11 protein-coding genes are annotated in these 17229 nt (G+C 31.4%); all 11 read right to left on the bottom strand.

Annotated elements, in window-relative coordinates; translation table 11 throughout:
• Positions 1-281 precede the first annotated feature (281 nt).
• On the bottom strand, positions 282-2774 hold the full coding sequence (locus HN014_RS10975) for a S8 family serine peptidase (protein ID WP_176028919.1): 2493 nt from the start codon (positions 2772-2774) through the stop codon (positions 282-284).
• Between the two features lie 4 nt (positions 2775-2778).
• Positions 2779-3714 carry a hypothetical protein gene (locus HN014_RS10970; protein WP_176028918.1) on the bottom strand — a complete coding sequence of 312 codons (936 nt, stop codon included), beginning with the start codon at positions 3712-3714 and terminating at the stop codon, positions 2779-2781.
• Between the two features lie 227 nt (positions 3715-3941).
• A complete protein-coding gene (locus tag HN014_RS10965; protein ID WP_176028917.1) occupies positions 3942-4655 on the bottom strand; it encodes a CPBP family intramembrane glutamic endopeptidase in 714 nt (237 codons plus the stop codon).
• A 116-nt stretch (positions 4656-4771) separates the two neighbouring features.
• The gene (locus HN014_RS10960; protein WP_176028916.1) at positions 4772-5344 is read right to left on the bottom strand and encodes a Crp/Fnr family transcriptional regulator; all 573 of its coding nucleotides are present in this window, start codon (positions 5342-5344) and stop codon (positions 4772-4774) included.
• Positions 5345-5628: 284 nt separating this feature from the next.
• The gene (locus HN014_RS10955) at positions 5629-7374 is read right to left on the bottom strand and encodes a peptidoglycan DD-metalloendopeptidase family protein (protein WP_176028915.1); all 1746 of its coding nucleotides are present in this window, start codon (positions 7372-7374) and stop codon (positions 5629-5631) included.
• 251 nt (positions 7375-7625) lie between these two features.
• A complete protein-coding gene (locus HN014_RS10950) occupies positions 7626-8450 on the bottom strand; it encodes a hypothetical protein (protein ID WP_176028914.1) in 825 nt (274 codons plus the stop codon).
• A 17-nt stretch (positions 8451-8467) separates the two neighbouring features.
• Positions 8468-9874 carry a RagB/SusD family nutrient uptake outer membrane protein gene (locus HN014_RS10945; protein WP_176028913.1) on the bottom strand — a complete coding sequence of 469 codons (1407 nt, stop codon included), beginning with the start codon at positions 9872-9874 and terminating at the stop codon, positions 8468-8470.
• A 12-nt stretch (positions 9875-9886) separates the two neighbouring features.
• On the bottom strand, positions 9887-13240 hold the full coding sequence (locus HN014_RS10940) for a SusC/RagA family TonB-linked outer membrane protein (protein ID WP_176028912.1): 3354 nt from the start codon (positions 13238-13240) through the stop codon (positions 9887-9889).
• Positions 13241-13286: 46 nt separating this feature from the next.
• On the bottom strand, positions 13287-14321 hold the full coding sequence (locus HN014_RS10935) for a FecR family protein (protein WP_176028911.1): 1035 nt from the start codon (positions 14319-14321) through the stop codon (positions 13287-13289).
• A gap of 144 nt (positions 14322-14465) precedes the next feature.
• Positions 14466-15068: an RNA polymerase sigma factor gene (locus tag HN014_RS10930; RefSeq protein ID WP_176028910.1), complete on the bottom strand. Its 603-nt coding sequence runs from the start codon at positions 15066-15068 to the stop codon at positions 14466-14468.
• A gap of 634 nt (positions 15069-15702) precedes the next feature.
• Positions 15703-17019: an ATP-dependent RecD-like DNA helicase gene (locus tag HN014_RS10925; protein ID WP_176028909.1), complete on the bottom strand. Its 1317-nt coding sequence runs from the start codon at positions 17017-17019 to the stop codon at positions 15703-15705.
• Positions 17020-17229: the final 210 nt, after the last annotated feature.

Genomic DNA, 17229 nt, shown 5'->3' with positions numbered 1-17229 from the left:
GTAATTCTACTTGTGGAAACTCTCCTATACCAAAATTCGGTAGTAAGATTAGTACCAAATTAAATGGGTAACGTAAAACCTTAATGTACGAAGAGGAAATACCCTAATAATAAAACAAGGATACATCTGATATACCAGGTGTAACTCACTCTGTAATAGAAATTCGTTGATCGCTCACTAAGTTGTATCGTAAAAAAATCTTTGTAAGTAGTACTACTTACAAAGATTTTAAATATTAAAATGAACCCGAACTTTCACGGTTCAAACTTTTTGATCGTTTATTATTTTTTTATGAGTTTCTTTATTGATCTATTACCTCCTATATCTATATATTCTACTAAATAAAGCCCTTTTTTATAAGAACCAATATTTATGTTTAATAGACTATCAGTAATAGGGTAAGACGAAATTAATACTCCTGTAATATCCAATACCCGGATGATTCCTTTTTTGGGAACTAGTATTGACACCATATCTTTTGACGGGTTGGGAGAAATGGATAGTATAGCTCCAGGATTTAAAACAGGATTTTTACTTCTTAAAATTAAAGTCGCAGAATTACTTTGGGTGAGGTTGATCATTATTATATTGTTCGTCCTATCTATTTCATTAATTATGTTATTGGCATTTATCTCAATAAAAAGGTACCCTTCAGGACTATGGTTAAAACGATTTGGTCTTAAGGTTTGCGAAGTTTTAGGACATAAAGAGAAATTTCCATATATTGGATTCACTTGATTAAACCTAGGGAAAATTTTTCTATCCTTAATTTTATCTAAAAAAATATCTTCCGATAGATAATAATTATAAAAATTATTTTGAACACTTGTATTTGCTACAAGTTCAGAATGTCCTTGTCCTAAATTTTTTATATCAAACTCAACAAGAAAACTATTCGATAAAGTGTTTGCCAAAGTCACGTTTTCAATTACCAAATCAGGTTTTTGGTTTTCTATGAACTGTATTGGTATATCAATTTGGTTATTAAGCTTGCTAATTTCATCGTTATTATTGTTTATTGAAATGGATAAAAAAGATGGTCTATTTAAAATATCATTAATTTCTCCACTAATATCAGTACAAATTGGTCGAATGGAAACATTCTTTATTTGACTTTGATTTATTCCTAATGAGGTAACACTAATACTAGATATATCAAAAGATTTTGAAATATTATCATTGATATCAGTAATTATTTTAAAACTGAGTTGCAAAGAGGAAGATGATATGGCTTTATCTCCTCTATTGGTTATTTTAATTTCTATTGGAAAAGTATCCGTAAAATCAATTTCATCAGATATCTCTGACAGAACTTCTATTTTTAAATCAGGCAATAAAAAATCGATATTGGGATCAAAGTTTTTTGCCATTTCTACAGCTGATAGGGCATCCACTCTTTTAAAACCATCACTAGTGATTTTTGCACTTTCTTTTAATATATACTGCACCTGGTAGTTCTTTAAATCCTTGTTAGCTGCCAGCATGAGGGAAGCAATTCCTGCCACATAAGGGGTAGCAATCGAAGTACCAAAGCCATCGATTACATAATCTCCATTAATATTGGTAAATATGTTGGAATTACTTGTCTTTATGCAACTGGTATAACAACTACCAAGAGCACAATTACGAAAACCTGATAACCCTTGATTTACACCTGTAATGTCTGTACTAGGGATTAAAGTCCCGGGAGCCAGAATATCCATTCCCACCCCATAATTACTTCCCCATGAAAGTAAATTACGTCCTTCTTTACGAGTATCCAGATCACAAGAGGTTCTACTTTTTCTTGTATTACAAGGACTTAAAGCTCCCACTCCTATAACCTCTGAATATTGGGCAGGAAAATCTACTTTATTAGTATTGTCATTACCTGTTGCAGCTATTAAGATTGCCCCAGCTTCAATAGCTTCACTTACAGCATTTTTTACTTCCTCTTCTTTAGTGAAATCGGTTGATTTGCCAAGACTCATAGATATGATATTCGCTTTATTACTCCCTCTGTCTTGACTAATAGCATATCGTATCCCTTTAGAAATTTGAATAAACTTTCCAGGACTGGGATTTATCTTAACCGGCATGATCTTGCAATTTTGATCTATACCTGCAATACCAATTCCATTGTTTATTTCTGCGGCAATCAAACCGGCTACATGGGTTCCATGACCACTAGTATCTGTGACATCTGTAATGGTTCTGGTTTCTGTAAAATTCTGTGGGGCTACAATTCTATTAGGGTTTATATCAGGATGATGTATATCCAGTCCCGAGTCCAATATCGCTATGGTAATATCTTCTGATCCCTTCGTTATATCCTTCCATACGTCCAGAATATTAGTATCTATATCATTTACCCCAATAGGAGGAGTTATCTCTGCTGTGGAACAATCTGTGTGAAACGAAAATGCATACGGATGGTTTTCTGGACTATTACTACCCAAGTTATGATGTCCCCACTGTAAGGTAAACAAAGGGTCATTGGGCAAACTATTAGGGTTGGAAATACAACCATCTATCAATGCATCAAAATCAGCTCCTTTTATCGCATCAAAACCATCGGACAGGGTTATTTCCACTCCTGCATTATATATAACATTCGCATTAGTTTGTATAGTGTTCACACCTGTAATTGAGTTACTGGACTGAAACAATCTTGTTTGACCTGATAATACATCAGTTGTTACGATTAGATTTTCTGGACAATCCGAGGATTGTGAAAAAGAGTAATTATATATCAATAATAGAATTACTCCTAAAAAATTATATAACCTATTCATAATTTTAAATTTTAGAAGAATTTATCAAACCCTTTAACTGAACATTTTCACTTTCCAGAGCATAAACTTTTTTGTTAATTTCTATAAGATATAATGTTAACTCTTCTATTTTCTGCAAAAGTTTGGCATTCATTTCACCAATATTGATTCCTTTCTCTTTTACTTCTTTTGCTGATGGAATATTAGGTAAGTGGCCTTCTTTTTTGATATGGTTTTCTATTTCTTTTAAGGTTTTAAGACTATAATCAGGAGAGAATACATAATCTGGCCAACTTTCATATGTTCTGATTTTTAGTTCCTCGGCGATAATATTTCCTTTTACTGCAAGCTTATAACCATTGGTATTGTTAACTCCTATACCGACTTCACCATTAGTTTTTACAATAAAACGATTTCCTGCTCGTCCTACTTGAAATGTCCCATCAGTTCTCATAATTCCTCGATTATGGTAGAAGCTCTTATTACCTGAAGTTCGAATCCAACTGTTATCAATCATTTTAAAACCTCCACCATAATCAGAAAAAACAACACCTTTGTTTCCTTTTAATTGCAAGGTTCCATCGTTTTTGATACGCATACGTTCATTTCCATTAGTAGCACTTGCTGTTGACAGAGTTCCAAATACAATGTCTTTACCTCCTCCACTTCTAATATTAAAATCTCCTATTAGTGAAGTAGTATGATAATGCCCATTTATAGTAGATAATCCGATACCTGCCAGACTTAAATTGTTAGTAGATATTGGAGAAAATATAATCCCCGGAGCAGCTCCTGAGATTAAAGTAATATTGGGAGTACTGCCATGAATATGTAATTTTTGTTGTGGGTTTAAAGTCCCGATGCCTATATTCCCATTTGACGGAAATGTGTTTTGACCATAACCAACAAAAAAACAGAAGGTTAACATAAAAAACGAAACGGTATTTATTGAATTTTTCATGAGTATTTTGAATTTATTTGTGAAACATTTACTTTATTTTCTATTCTTTCTTTTTTAGGGGGGATATAAAGATTTTTCAGAGTATATTTTAATCTCCTATAATGACTTGTAGGTTAAAATCGAGGCAAAACATGAATTAGATGGTTTCTACCTGTAATCACATAATCGCATCAAGAAATAAATGATTAAACGATCTATGCAAAAGCTGATATACTGATTAATTATTGTTATAAAACCTGTAGTATAGCTAGCATTGCAGAAAGAATGACTAACCAATGGATAATAATATTGATGTATAATTTTCTTTTAGAAACTACGTAAATGAGTCCCATAATTATCCCTGTTATAAAAAACCACCAAAACTGATCTAAGGATTTTAAACCATGTTGAAAAACGAATGGAATAGCAGCTATCAGAATGGCACTCCATTTATTTATGTTATGATTTTCTAGTCCATTAATCGCAAAACCTCTGTATACAAACTCTTCTGAAATACCCGCAACTAATCCCGCTATTATAAATATGAATCGTTGTAGAGATGTTTTAGGAGTAAGGTTCGAAAAATCAGATAGTGAATTCAGTTTAGTGCTGGTAATATCAATAGAAGCTAATAAATATTCTATTACACCAAATAATATAAAGGCAAAAATCAGATACCCCAGAATAAAATATAAAGTTTCTTTTTTATTAAATCTGTAGCCAATATCATTGAAACTTAAACATGAAGAATTTAATATTCTTTTTATTATGACAATTTGAACTAAATACCAAACTATAATAATCCCCCAAAAAACACTAAAAAAATCTACCTGTTTAAAAGTAAGAAGGTCTCTTCTTAAAAGGAGCAATGAAATTATTGAAGAAATTATAGGAAAGCCCAAAAGAATTACTAGTAATCTGGATTTAGGAATAACAGATCTATTTTTTACTATTCTATTCATGACACTAAAAGCTGTTTTTAACCTGCTCTATATTAACAGGTTACTGTGTTTAAAAATAACTTCTCTTGTCAAATGTAATTTGTAATGATTAAACAAAAGTTACCATTTGTTAATTGTCATAAAATTAATTCTGAACGAATTCTACTAAGGCTTTGTGGTGTAATCCCTAAATAAGAAGCAATGTATTTTAAGTTTATATGCTTATCAGTTCCATTTTTCTTAATAATTTCGAGATATCTTTCTTTAGCTGTTTTGGTTAAAAGATCTATCTGTTGCTGTTGCTTTTCGATATAGGCTGATTCAAGTGCCAGCCTTGAAACTTCTTCCCCATAGTTTCCTTTTTCAAATACCCGTTGGAAGCTTTGATATGAAACTCTAAAAATCTTACTATCCTCAAACAGTCTTACTTCTATTGGGGATGCTTTTTGTAAAGTAAAAGAAATAAAGTCATTTATCGCATCATTTCTAAAGCTAATGTCTGTACAAACAAAATTATTTTTATCCCAAAGAAGATTCCCTCCACTTCCTTCAAGAACAAATCCCAAATACCTTTCTATACTGTTCGACTCTTTTAGAACTGTCTCTTTCGGGAATTCTATTACTTCTCCTAAGGTTGCAAAATTTTCCCAAACTTGAAGATTTAGATTAATAATGGGATCAAAATATTGTTTTAAAAAAGCTCCTAACATTTTTTAAAATTATTAATAAAAGATACAAAAAAATTAATGCCTTAGCTCCCAAAATATAGATAGTAGTGGGATATAAACTTTGAATCTATTAAAAATAGATCTTTATAATTTATTAAAAAAGTAAATAAAAAATGGAGATCATCTTCGGTAATCTGGTGAGATCCATTTTATGGAACAATTTATTGAAACGCTGTATACAAAAAAATAAAACCCTTGTAAACAACTATATACACAAGGGTTTTATCCTAACTAACAAACTCAACTGTAACTATATTAATACTATTTTATTTTAGTTTTACTAATTTTTCTTTGAAAACAATTCCTCCTGAATTAGGGTCTTTAATAAGGAGGAAATATAAATTTTCATTTAAAAAACTTAAATCTAACATTGTATTATTTCCTTCTTCTTTAGTCTTTAGATGAGTGTTATATACTTTTCTTCCTCTTAGATCATGAATACTGATCTCTAAATCATTTTTATAAAAATTATCAGGAATTTTTATATGAACAATATCCTTAACAGGATTCGGAGAGATAATTAATTTTTCTTTTTCTAATGTTTGATCTTCATCGAGACTATTATCTGATTTATTGGTTATATCATTAGAAACCGTAAAAAAAGTATATTCAGGTTCATCTTCATTATATTGCGATTTAAATACCCAATATTTATTTGGTCCAAAATCACCATTATCAAAAGTTACTTTTTCAGACCAAAAAGTCCATTCCTTATTCTCAATAGTCCCTCCCCATTCTCTATATAAAGTTCCATCAGGGGAGTATATTTCTCCCTGGATTTGATCTCCTACATTTGCATCATGAAAATATGTTACAAATGTTCTTTCTTCTCCTTCCTTAAAATCTCTATTCTCAGTTGTGGTATTATGAAAAAAATCTCCATTAGGATCAAAATCCAATATTTTTAACCCTAATATCTTCCTGTACTCAACATAAAAATAAGTCTTAGAAATACTTGTATCTCCAAGTTTTGCTTCATAATAATACCACCCTCCATCAGTAGCCCAGACATACCCCCAAAAATTCCTGTTTCTCAAAGGTTCTGTTACTATACTTGGATCCCATCCAAAAAGAAGCTCATTATTTTTTACTTTTCTAACTTCATTTTCAAACTTTAGCTCTGGTGTTTGATTTGCGATATAAGAAGTTACCCATATCTGTTCTCCACTTTTAAACCTATAGTGTGAGTAAATTGTCTCTGGATCACTACATTCATCTACAGTTTCTACTCCATTTGGAATTCCTCCTCCTACTGTTACTGGGTTAAGCTTTGGGTAATGACGATGTACGCCTCCTCCTATTACAATAGGATTTAAATAACTTTGTTTTGTTTCCCACAAATCATGAAGATAGGGGTCTAATATTTCTCCGTTTTTTTGTATTTCAAAATGTAAATGAGGAGCATCAGAATATCCGGCACTACCTATATTCCCTAGAAACTCTCCTTTTTTTACAGTTTGCCCTACTGCTTTTCTTGTTAATGAATATTTCTCTAAATGTGCATATATAGTAATTGTACCATCGTAATGCCTTACTTTTACTACATTCCAGGGAGCATTCTCGTCAATATCAGCTAATACACCGCAATTTCTATCAAAGTTTCCATCTACTTTTTCAATAATAATTCCATCTTCTGCCGCCACTGCAAATGCTAATCCCATATCCATTGTAAGCCACGGGTATGGCCACAGTGCAAAATCTGTACCTCTATGACTATCATACGTCCATTCTCCACCTCCCCAATCTTTGATAGAGTTTATACCAGGATCTTGGTCAACATAGTTGGTTATAAAATATAAAGTGTTATACCCGTATGGTAAATATCTTAATTCTATTGGAATTCGAAATTTTAATAAACAATGATTATTTTTTGAAGAATTGAAAACTCTACTTTGATCACCATCGTCTTGATATTCATTTTTCTTTTCTAATAATTTGTGTGTGTGATGTGATTGAATCGCAAAAATACTGGTCGATATGACCATGGCTAGTAAAAATGTTGCTTTTTTCATTACGTTTGTTTTAAAAATAGTTTTGTATGAATTGTTTTTTAGAGCAGTTTTTTTTTTTTAAGAACACTAAACATATAATTGTTTAATAGTGTTAAATTGGTATCCACCCCACCTGACAAAATTTAAATTTTGGATAGCTTATAGTAAATGTTCTGATAATTTATTTTATTCGGATTGAATTACTTCAATTCATAAATACTCGAAGTTATTTCTTGTCTATATAGTAATTGATACTATAAGTATGTTATGTTTTAAAATACAGATTTAATATACTTTTCAGTAATTGTAAAATTCCCATCTGTGGGATGCGAACATTGATAAGTCACTGTAATTTCTCCTCCAGGAGTATAGGTTCCACTACCCCCTGTAATATCAAAGGTATAGCCTCCCGGAGTGCTATAAGAGGTAATCGGCACTACAGTTATAGTGGCATCTGTACACGAAAACTCGAAGAAAACAGGTTGAGAATCAGTCCACCCATAAAAATTAGTACTCGACATTCTATTTGTTATATTAGGATCCAACTGTAACCACAAATCATTTCTATTATCCCAATTCCAGGAATATCCAAAACTATCGCCTGTAGTAATACTATACTTTCCTGAATAAGAGGTCAAATCCTCATTACAATCAGGAACAGGTAATTTTTTAATATTGAGAACAAACATACTTAAGTTACTGGATTCCATACTCATACCATTAACCTCTATCTGAAATACAGCTGTAGCTCTTTCTTCTTCTTCTAATTTATCAGGGTAAATAGTAATTTCAAAACTAGTACTACTACTATTTGTAGGGATATTGATTGAGGAAGGAAAACTAATCTTTTCTTCTGGTAAAGTAAGGTTTGTTTCATCTAGTTTAATCTCTGAAGTGATTACATTTTCTTGTTGTTGTCCTATTAATTGAATATCAACTGTAATTGTTTTCTCTAAAACCTCATCATAAGCAAACTCTTCTGTAGCTTCTCCTATGGAAAAGGCAAGTATTGAATTACCTTTATATAGGTAATTTTCTTCTTTAACACAAGAACATATGCTTATAAAAATTAAAAGTATTGCCCATATATTTTTCATAATATATTGTTTTTGGATTAGTAACCCGGGTTTTGAATAAGATTGTCATTAACATCAGTTTCAGAGACAGGTATATTTGCCAATACCCTAAAATCTTGATAAGAAATATTACATTCTTGTGTACAATCTATGTTTAGTATCCCTTTAGAAATATCGAGTCCTCTTCTTTTAAGGTCAAATATTCTATGACCTTCAAAAGCCAATTCTATTCTCCTTTCTTTAAGAACAGCATTAATGATTTCTTCTTTAGAACCCACCGATTCATTAGGCAATCCAGCTCTATTTCTTATTTTGTTCAGATCATTTATTGCCCCAGATAAGTCATTATTTTCTGCCAAAGCTTCTGCTCTATTCAAGAAAATTTCAGAGAGACGTAGTAATGGGATATTGTCCAAACCAAATGCACCTTGATACCCCAAATATTTTCCAATAAAATTTACATTTTCTCCTGATTTAATAGCAGGAACGTATAAGTTTAGTCTTATATCGTCAGTTTCATGTAGGCTATATAAATCATCTCTTACTACAAAATCACCATATCCAATACCAGTATTGGTATCAATATAAAAAAGCCCTTGTAATGAACCATTTAACCCAGGGTTCTCTATATCACTGTAAGACAATCCAAAAATTGTTTCTGAAGCTTCCGAAAATATTGAAGAATAATCATCTGTTTCAATATCGAAACCTACATTTTGAATAACATAATTTGCTGCAATAATAGAATTTTCCCAATCTTTTTGATAAAGGTATATTCTAGAAAGCAATCCTTGTACAGCTACTTTAGAAGCTCTATTTGATACTCCTGTGGTTACTCCTATTAAATCAAAAGCATTGGTAAGACTTGTTATTATGTGTTGATATACTTGATCTATCGAATTACGGGCTGGTAGTGCAAATATATCCGAAGGATTTGTAATAATGGGGATTCCCAATGGCTCTCCTACCAAATGATTTGGGTTACGGGCATAAGCTCTGACCAGATCAAAATGAGCTAATGCTCTTAGAAATAGCGCTTCGCCTTTTAATTGTTTTTTTTGATCTTCTGTAGCATCTGGTAGATTATCTACTCCTTCTATTACAAAATTGGCAGAATTAATGGTTTCATATGCGTTTTGCCAAAATGTAAAATGTGCGTAGGGTTGATTTTGGGATATTCCATTTAACCGGGAAGTATTGTTTATAGTCTGCCTAATATTATCTGCTAATCCATCTGCAATCACAATGAAATCCCGTTGGTAATAATCAACTCTTCGAAGTCTATCATAGGCTCCTAGTAAAGTAGCCTCTGCACTTTCAAAATCACTAACTGCTCTTTCATTAGATACTCTATCATTTGGTTCTGTTTCCAAAACATCATCACATGCAATCAAAATACACATTAATAGAAAAGACCAAATAATATTCTTGTATAAAGTGTTCATAATTATTCTTTTTTAAAATCCAATATTAACTCCCAATATGTATGATTTGGCTTGAGGATAATCTCCCGTATCATCTCCTCCTAAAAGCTCCGGATCTCTTCCCGAATATGGAGTATAGGTAAAAAGATTGTTACCACTTAAATAAACCGTCATACTCTGAAGGTTCAAGTTTTTTAGTAAGAGTTCTGGAAAATCATATGATATATTTATTTGTTTCATGCGGATGTAATCTCCTTTTTCAATATGTTTGGAGCTATAGGCATTACCTGGTCGTGCATCATAAACAAAGCCATTTAAAGCTATAGGTACATCAGTAATATCACCTGGTTTTTGCCACCTATTTAATTCACTTCGCTGTTGATTTCGATCAGCAAAACTTCCTGAAGCTCTTGTAGAAAATGCCAAACGATTTCTGATATAATTTCCTCCTGAATATTGAAATAATACAGAAAGACTGAGTCCTTTATAGGAAAAATTATTTGTGAATCCTCCATAATACGTAGGGATACTTCCTCCTACTACAATACGATCATCATCAGTTGGGTTAAAAGTAAGCTCTCCATTTCTATCATAGTACATCGGTCTTCCATCAGCAGGATTTACGCCTGCCCATCGTATAGCATACCATGATCCTAAGGATTCCCCCACCCTATGAACTAAACCAAAATCATCATCATTAATTTGTTCTACCTCCCCAGATAAAGCTTTTACCTCATTATGAACCATACTCAAATTAAAACCTGTTGACCATCTAAAGTTTTTGGTTTTAATATTTATCATATTCAGAGATAGTTCAATACCTTTATTTTCTATTTCACCAACATTATCAAAAACACGATTATAGCCACTAGTGGTTGCTAATGGTCTTTCTAACAATAAGTCATTTGTAGTTCGGGTATAATAATCCGCAGAAGCTTCAACCCGCCCATCAAATAACTTTGCATCAAACCCAATATTAAAAGTTTCAGACTCTTCCCAAGCCAAATTAGGGTTTGCTACTGTATCAGGTAGCAAAGCACCTCTTCCTACAAACGTACTAGTGGCAAAGAATCCTCTTGATGCAAAATTGTCTACATTAGCATTACCAGTAACTCCATAACTACCTCTAATTTTTAATTCGGTAATAGCATCTTGAAATCTGCTCATAAATTTTTCAGAAGAGATAAGCCATCCTAGAGAAATTGCAGGAAAAGTTCCCCATCGATTGTCTTTTCCAAATCTTGAAACTCCATCTCTTCTTATAGTTCCTGAAAAAATATATCGATCATCGAAGACATAGTTTATTCTTCCAAAAACACTAGCCATTCTCCATTCTGTATCGAAACCATCTATTTGCTGAACAGAAGCATTTCCTTCTGAAGTCAATGATGAAACTATAAACTCAGTTCCGGTAGCTGAAAAGAAGTTTCGTTTTTCTTGCCGATAATTTACACCAACAAGTGCATCAAATTTATGCACATCATTAAACATCTTGTCATAAGTCAATAGTTGGTCGATCTGCCAATTGAGGTTTCTATTATTGCTTGTTACTATTTCCCCGTTTGAACTTGCTCCTACATTGGCTTTGGGACTAGCAAAATATTTATAATTATTAGTAAGAAAATCTAATCCAAATTTTGATGTATAGATGAAATTTTTTGAGAATTCATAATCTGAAGAGAAAGAACTCAAAATTTTATAAGTAGTTGAGGATTCATCAAACAAACTAGGAACTTTATTTACGAGTGGATTTTCAGAATATAATCCAAAAAGAGGCTCTCTTATAGTACCGTCTTCATCATAAGGGTTATTTGTAGGAACAATAAAAGCAGACGCTATTGCAGGATTATTAAAGAAAAAACCATCATCTCTAGTTGCTTGATTCTGAGTTAAACTAAAATTAGTAGACAAACTAGTTCTAAATTTAGTTCCCAAACCATTATCAAGATTAAATCGTAAGGTTCCACGTTCGAAACCTGTACCAATTACATGTCCTTCTGTTTTATTATATGACCCTGATGCAAAATATCTTGTTCTCTCAGCTCCACCTGATACTGAAAGCTGATAATTACTTACTAATGCTGTAGTAAATAAAAGGTCTTGCCAATCATAATTAGGAGCATCTGAAGGGTTCCCTAAAAACGCTAGCTGATCTTGATATTGATTACTGTTTGTCCCATAGCGATTAGCATATCCTTCTAGTACCAAAGCAGTCCATTCAGGACCAGTCAAAAGATCAAGTCTGTTTATTACACTATTAATCCCCCAATGTGCATTTAGGTTTATTTTTGTTTTACCTCCTGTTGATCCTCTTTTTGTAGTGATAATGACTACACCATTTGCAGCCTGGGCTCCATAGATAGAAGCTGAAGCGTCTTTTAATATATCTATAGAAACTATATCATTTGGATTAATGGTTGATAGTACATTCTCTTGAGTATTAACCTGTGAAAATTGTCCCTGTACTACTTGTACACCATCTACGATATATAAAGGGTTATTTCCTGAGTTAATAGAACCTATCCCGCGAATTCGAACTTGAGTTGCTCCTCCAGGTGCTCCAGAATTAACAATTTGTACTCCAGTGGCACGCCCTTGTATAGCTTTATCAAAACTTTGTATTGAAGTATTTTCTAATTCGTCAAACTCAACTTGTGTAATAGCTCCGGCAATTTCTCTTTTAGCTTTAGAGCCATATCCTACAACCACCACTTCTTCTAATGCACTTGTATCTTCTTCAAGGACGATTTCAATTGTTGAGCGCCCTTTTATTTGAATCTCTTTGTCTTCAAACCCAACATATGAAATTTCTAATATTGCTCGATTATTCGTTAGTATAAGACTAAACACCCCATTAAAATCTGTAACCCCTCCTTGATTTGTCCCTTTAACTAATACGGAAGCCCCCATCAGAGGATAACCATTTTTATCTTTTACGGTTCCATTAACAGTAAATCCCTGTGCACCATTTCTTTGTGAAGAAAGTGACCTTTTTTTACCTTTCTTATTGATATGAACTCCTTCTTTTTCTAATTTTTCAATCTCTGATAAGTGATACAGAGCTTTTTCTAGATATTTACGCCCTCTTTTTGTATTTTCATAAACCACATAGTATTTATTCTCAAAAGACTTGTAATTAAAATTTGTTTTTTTGAGTAATCTTTTGATGGTAACCTCTATTTTTTCATTATCATTAACATCAAAGTCAATTAATACATTATCAAGCTTTGCCGAATTATATGTAAAGAACACTTTATATTTTTGACCTAACTCATCCAAAATCTCTGAAAGAGGCCTACTCTTTGAGTAATTTTTAGCCTCTATTGGAAGAGTTCCTACCATAATAAAACAATAACAGAAGAAGATATATTTAAGATCTTTTCTCATAATTAGTACTTTGTTTTAACGCCTAAAAAAGGGGTATTTATGTTGGTTAATTGTTTTGTCTGACAATTAGTTTGTTCTTATCTTTTATTATTTCAACATCAAGTGAAATTTCAAGAATAGGAATCACTATATCTAAGTTTTTCATAGGAATCCCAATTTTACGAGTCTCATTGTATAAGTTTTCGTCTTCTAATTCTATATTTACACCGTAGATATTTTCTATTTCTTTAAAAATTTTATCTACAGTATCGTTCATTTGTAGTGTTCCTGTTCTCCAGGAAGTATATGATTCTTGAGGAACTTTATTACGGCTAATAATTGTTTGTTTTTTAGAAGAATATGTAATAAAATCTCCTGGATAGAGATATTCTTCCTTATTATTCATTAAGAGTTTTATTTTTCCTTCTTTTAAAAAAACTTTGGTAAGATCCCCTCTGGATTGAACATTAAATTCTGTTCCTAGAACTTCAATAGTTAGATCATTAACAATAACCTGAAATTTACTATGTGTTGTAAGGTTCTTTTCTACATCAAAAAATGCTTCCCCTTCCAACCAAACCTTACGAGTATCTCGATCTTTCCAGTCTTTTGATAACTTTAATGTTGAATTTGCATTTAATTCTACAACGGAAGCATCCGGCAGTTTAACAGTTTGCCATTCTGCATAGTCGGTGGTGTAGTTTTTATTAAATTCATAACTTGACTTATAGAAAAAATATCCTAAAAAAAACAGTACTGCAAATGAGGCTGCAATTGCAAGATGTTGATTTCTTTTATTGAATAAAACCTTTCTTTTTGATCTTAATGACAGAGGAAGTTTCTTGTTAGCTAATTCAAATATATCGGTGAGTTCTAGTTGTATTTCTTCATGAGTTTTATCGTATTGTTCAAAATAGGATTTTCCAGAAAGTAAAAACATTTTTGCTTCATCTACTATCGCTTGTTTTTCTGGGTATTTTTTTAAAAATCCTTTCCAAAAATCATTATTTGATGAAGAAGGAGTATACACCCAACTCTGAAATTCAGGATTTTCTACTAATTCTTCAAAATCCATTTCTTTATATATTTCAAAATAGCTCATACCAAAATAAATATCACTTTAAGAGAATTTATTTAAACACTCCTGATCTAATTTTTAAGGAGTTTTATATGTATGATATATAAAGAAGGAATTTGTAACCCTATTTTTTTAAAAAAAATAGAGATTATGCTTGTGGTGTTTTATTTATCGGAATTTTTTAAGAGGTGAAAAACCAAATATAATGGTAAACAGAAATGTTTTTCCTTTTTCAATTTTAGAACGGATTTTCTGAATTGCTCTGGATACATAATTTCTAGCTACCTGCTTATTTAATGACGTTATTTGTGATATTTTTTCGTAACTAAATCCTTCATAATATCTCAGGTAAATAATTTCTTTTAGATAGGGAGGAAGATTTTTAATTTGCTGCACCATCCATTCCTTTTTTAAAGAGGATGTTTCTTCTTCAATGATACTTTTCTCTCTCGATATTTCGTAGTTTTCTTGATCAACTGAAAGTTTCCGAATAACCCCTCTACGATTATTTTTTTGTTTTTCTGATATCACATTTAACTTGATTGACCGAAACATATAAACCTCTATATTAAGAACATGATTAAGTTTTTCCGGATTTTTAAGTGTTTTCACAAAAAACTCTTGAATTACATCTTCAACAAGACTTGAATCATTACAAAAAAACATTCCATAGCGGTAGAGTTTATTATAATACTTTGTGTAAACCTCACAGAAGGCTAGTGTATTTCCTCTTTTGAAAGATTCAAAGGTTTCGGCTTTATTTTTTATCATTATTTAATGATTTTTTGTAAAAAAAATACGATTTCATATATCATTAACAACGAAAAACATTTTTTTTTATTTTCAGTTTTTTTTGAATATAAACTTCATCTTACACTAAATCAGATTAAATTTTGCAAAACCATTAAATATCAAAATGTAATACTCCCCTAAAGTCAGACCAATGTCCTGGTAAAAAACGAAAGTTTAAATTCAACTAATATTATGAAAGGAAAACGAAGAAAGTTCAGCCCTCAATTCAATACCAATGTCTAAATAGAAGCTATAAGGGAACGCTATACATTGGCAGAGCTTTCTGAAAGCTTAATCTTTGCTCCGTGATGATATCTCCATAGAAAACAGTGCCAAGTTGCGATATTAATAAATCAATTGATAATCAGGTTGACGGTGAGAAGCTTTACGCCCTGATCGGTCAGTTGAAAATGAAGAATGTTTTTTAAAAAGAGCTTCAATATGACAGACCTGTCATGAAAAGAAGGTAATTAATAAAGAGCTGAATTTTTATATTTTGTTTTTAATTTTTCTCTTTTTTAAAAGCCAAATTAAAAATTTGGCGGACTTTCTAAATATACATAAACCTCTCGAAAATCCTTTACCAGCTATGTTTTAGGACACCTTGTTAGGGTTAGTTTTTTATAAATTCAATAACAGGTTCATCAATTATAATATCTGATTTCAAAATAGGTCTTGTTAGTGTAATATTAGAAAGAGTTTTGCACCTACTTAAAGCTACATAAGTTTGCCCGTGAGCAAAACTTCCTGTACCAAGGTCAATTTTTACTTTGTTAAACGTTTTTCCCTGACTTTTGTGTATTGTAATAGCCCAAGCTAATTTTATAGGAATCTGAGTAAATGTTCCAATTTCTTCACGAACAAATCGACCTCGTTTAAATCTATACTTTGATATTTCCCAAGTAAAGGGTAAAACCTCAGTTATGTTTCCATTTTCCAGTTCTACTTCAACAAATTGATAATTTTCATTAGTTTCTTCATCTATTGTAGAAGCAATATTTGTTACATTACCTATTGTTCCGTTCATCCATCTTTTTTTCGGGTCGTTATTTAGAAACATTACTTGAGCTCCAATCTTTAATTTCACTTCAAAGTCATTAGGTTTAAGGTTTTCAATATTGCCAGTATGATGAGCAAAAAAACTAATTTCAGATGTGTTAAGAGTTTGTAGTTTTTGAAAATTTATACTATTTGCTATTGCGTTTGTTGGTACTAGACTGATTTGAAAATTACTATTTTCATCTTCAATAGAAGTTTTAACTTGTTGATTTAAAAGACTCAAATGAGAATCATTGGTTTTGTTTTCTCTAACAGCATTGAGAATATCTATAAATAAAAGGTCTTTTTGACGATAAATGGTTTTGAGTTCTAATGTTTTTTGGATAAATGGTGAAGTGAATAAATCCTTTTGAATAAATGAATGAGCAGAGAAAAAATAAGGAGTCTTGTATTTTTGTAAGAATTTTTCACGTTCATTATTTAATATTACAGGAGGAAGTTGAAATAAATCTCCAAAGAATATCATACGAATACCTCCAAATGGTTCTGATGTATTTCTGATTCTTTGCAGAAAAATATCAACCGCATCTAAAATATCTGCCCTAACCATAGATATTTCATCAATTATTATAGTATGAATAGCTGCATATTGACTAATCATATTATTATTTATACGAACGTGCATAGCCTCATCAAACTCATAACCTGGTTTTAATTTAAAAAAAGAATGTATCGTTTCTCCATTTACATTAATTGCTGCAATTCCTGTTGGAGCTAATACAATAATACTAGAGTCATTCTTTTGTATATATTTTAATAGTGTAGATTTTCCTGTTCCTGCTTTACCTGTGATGAATAGGTTTTCATTTGTGTTATTAACACATTCAATTATATTTATTGCTTCTTTTGAAAACTCTAATTTATCCTGCATTTTTTATTTTATAGAGAGTTTGTTTTTGTGTCGATTGAAATTAAATCTAACAATGTTATATAATCACTAAGGTAGCTTATATATCCAAATATTAAGAAATATAGTGACCTAAATGACTCTATTCTTGAGAATATAAAAAAATCCCCAACAAAAAAGCCAGACAATGTTGTCTGGCTTTTAATACTTTATGCCTCAGGGAGGATTATCTTT

It is taken from the genome of Aquimarina sp. TRL1, from assembly GCF_013365535.1.
Taxonomy (GTDB): domain Bacteria; phylum Bacteroidota; class Bacteroidia; order Flavobacteriales; family Flavobacteriaceae; genus Aquimarina; species Aquimarina hainanensis.
The sequence above is the reverse complement of the archived record's forward strand: the minus strand, read 5'-3'. Positions and strand labels throughout refer to the sequence as shown.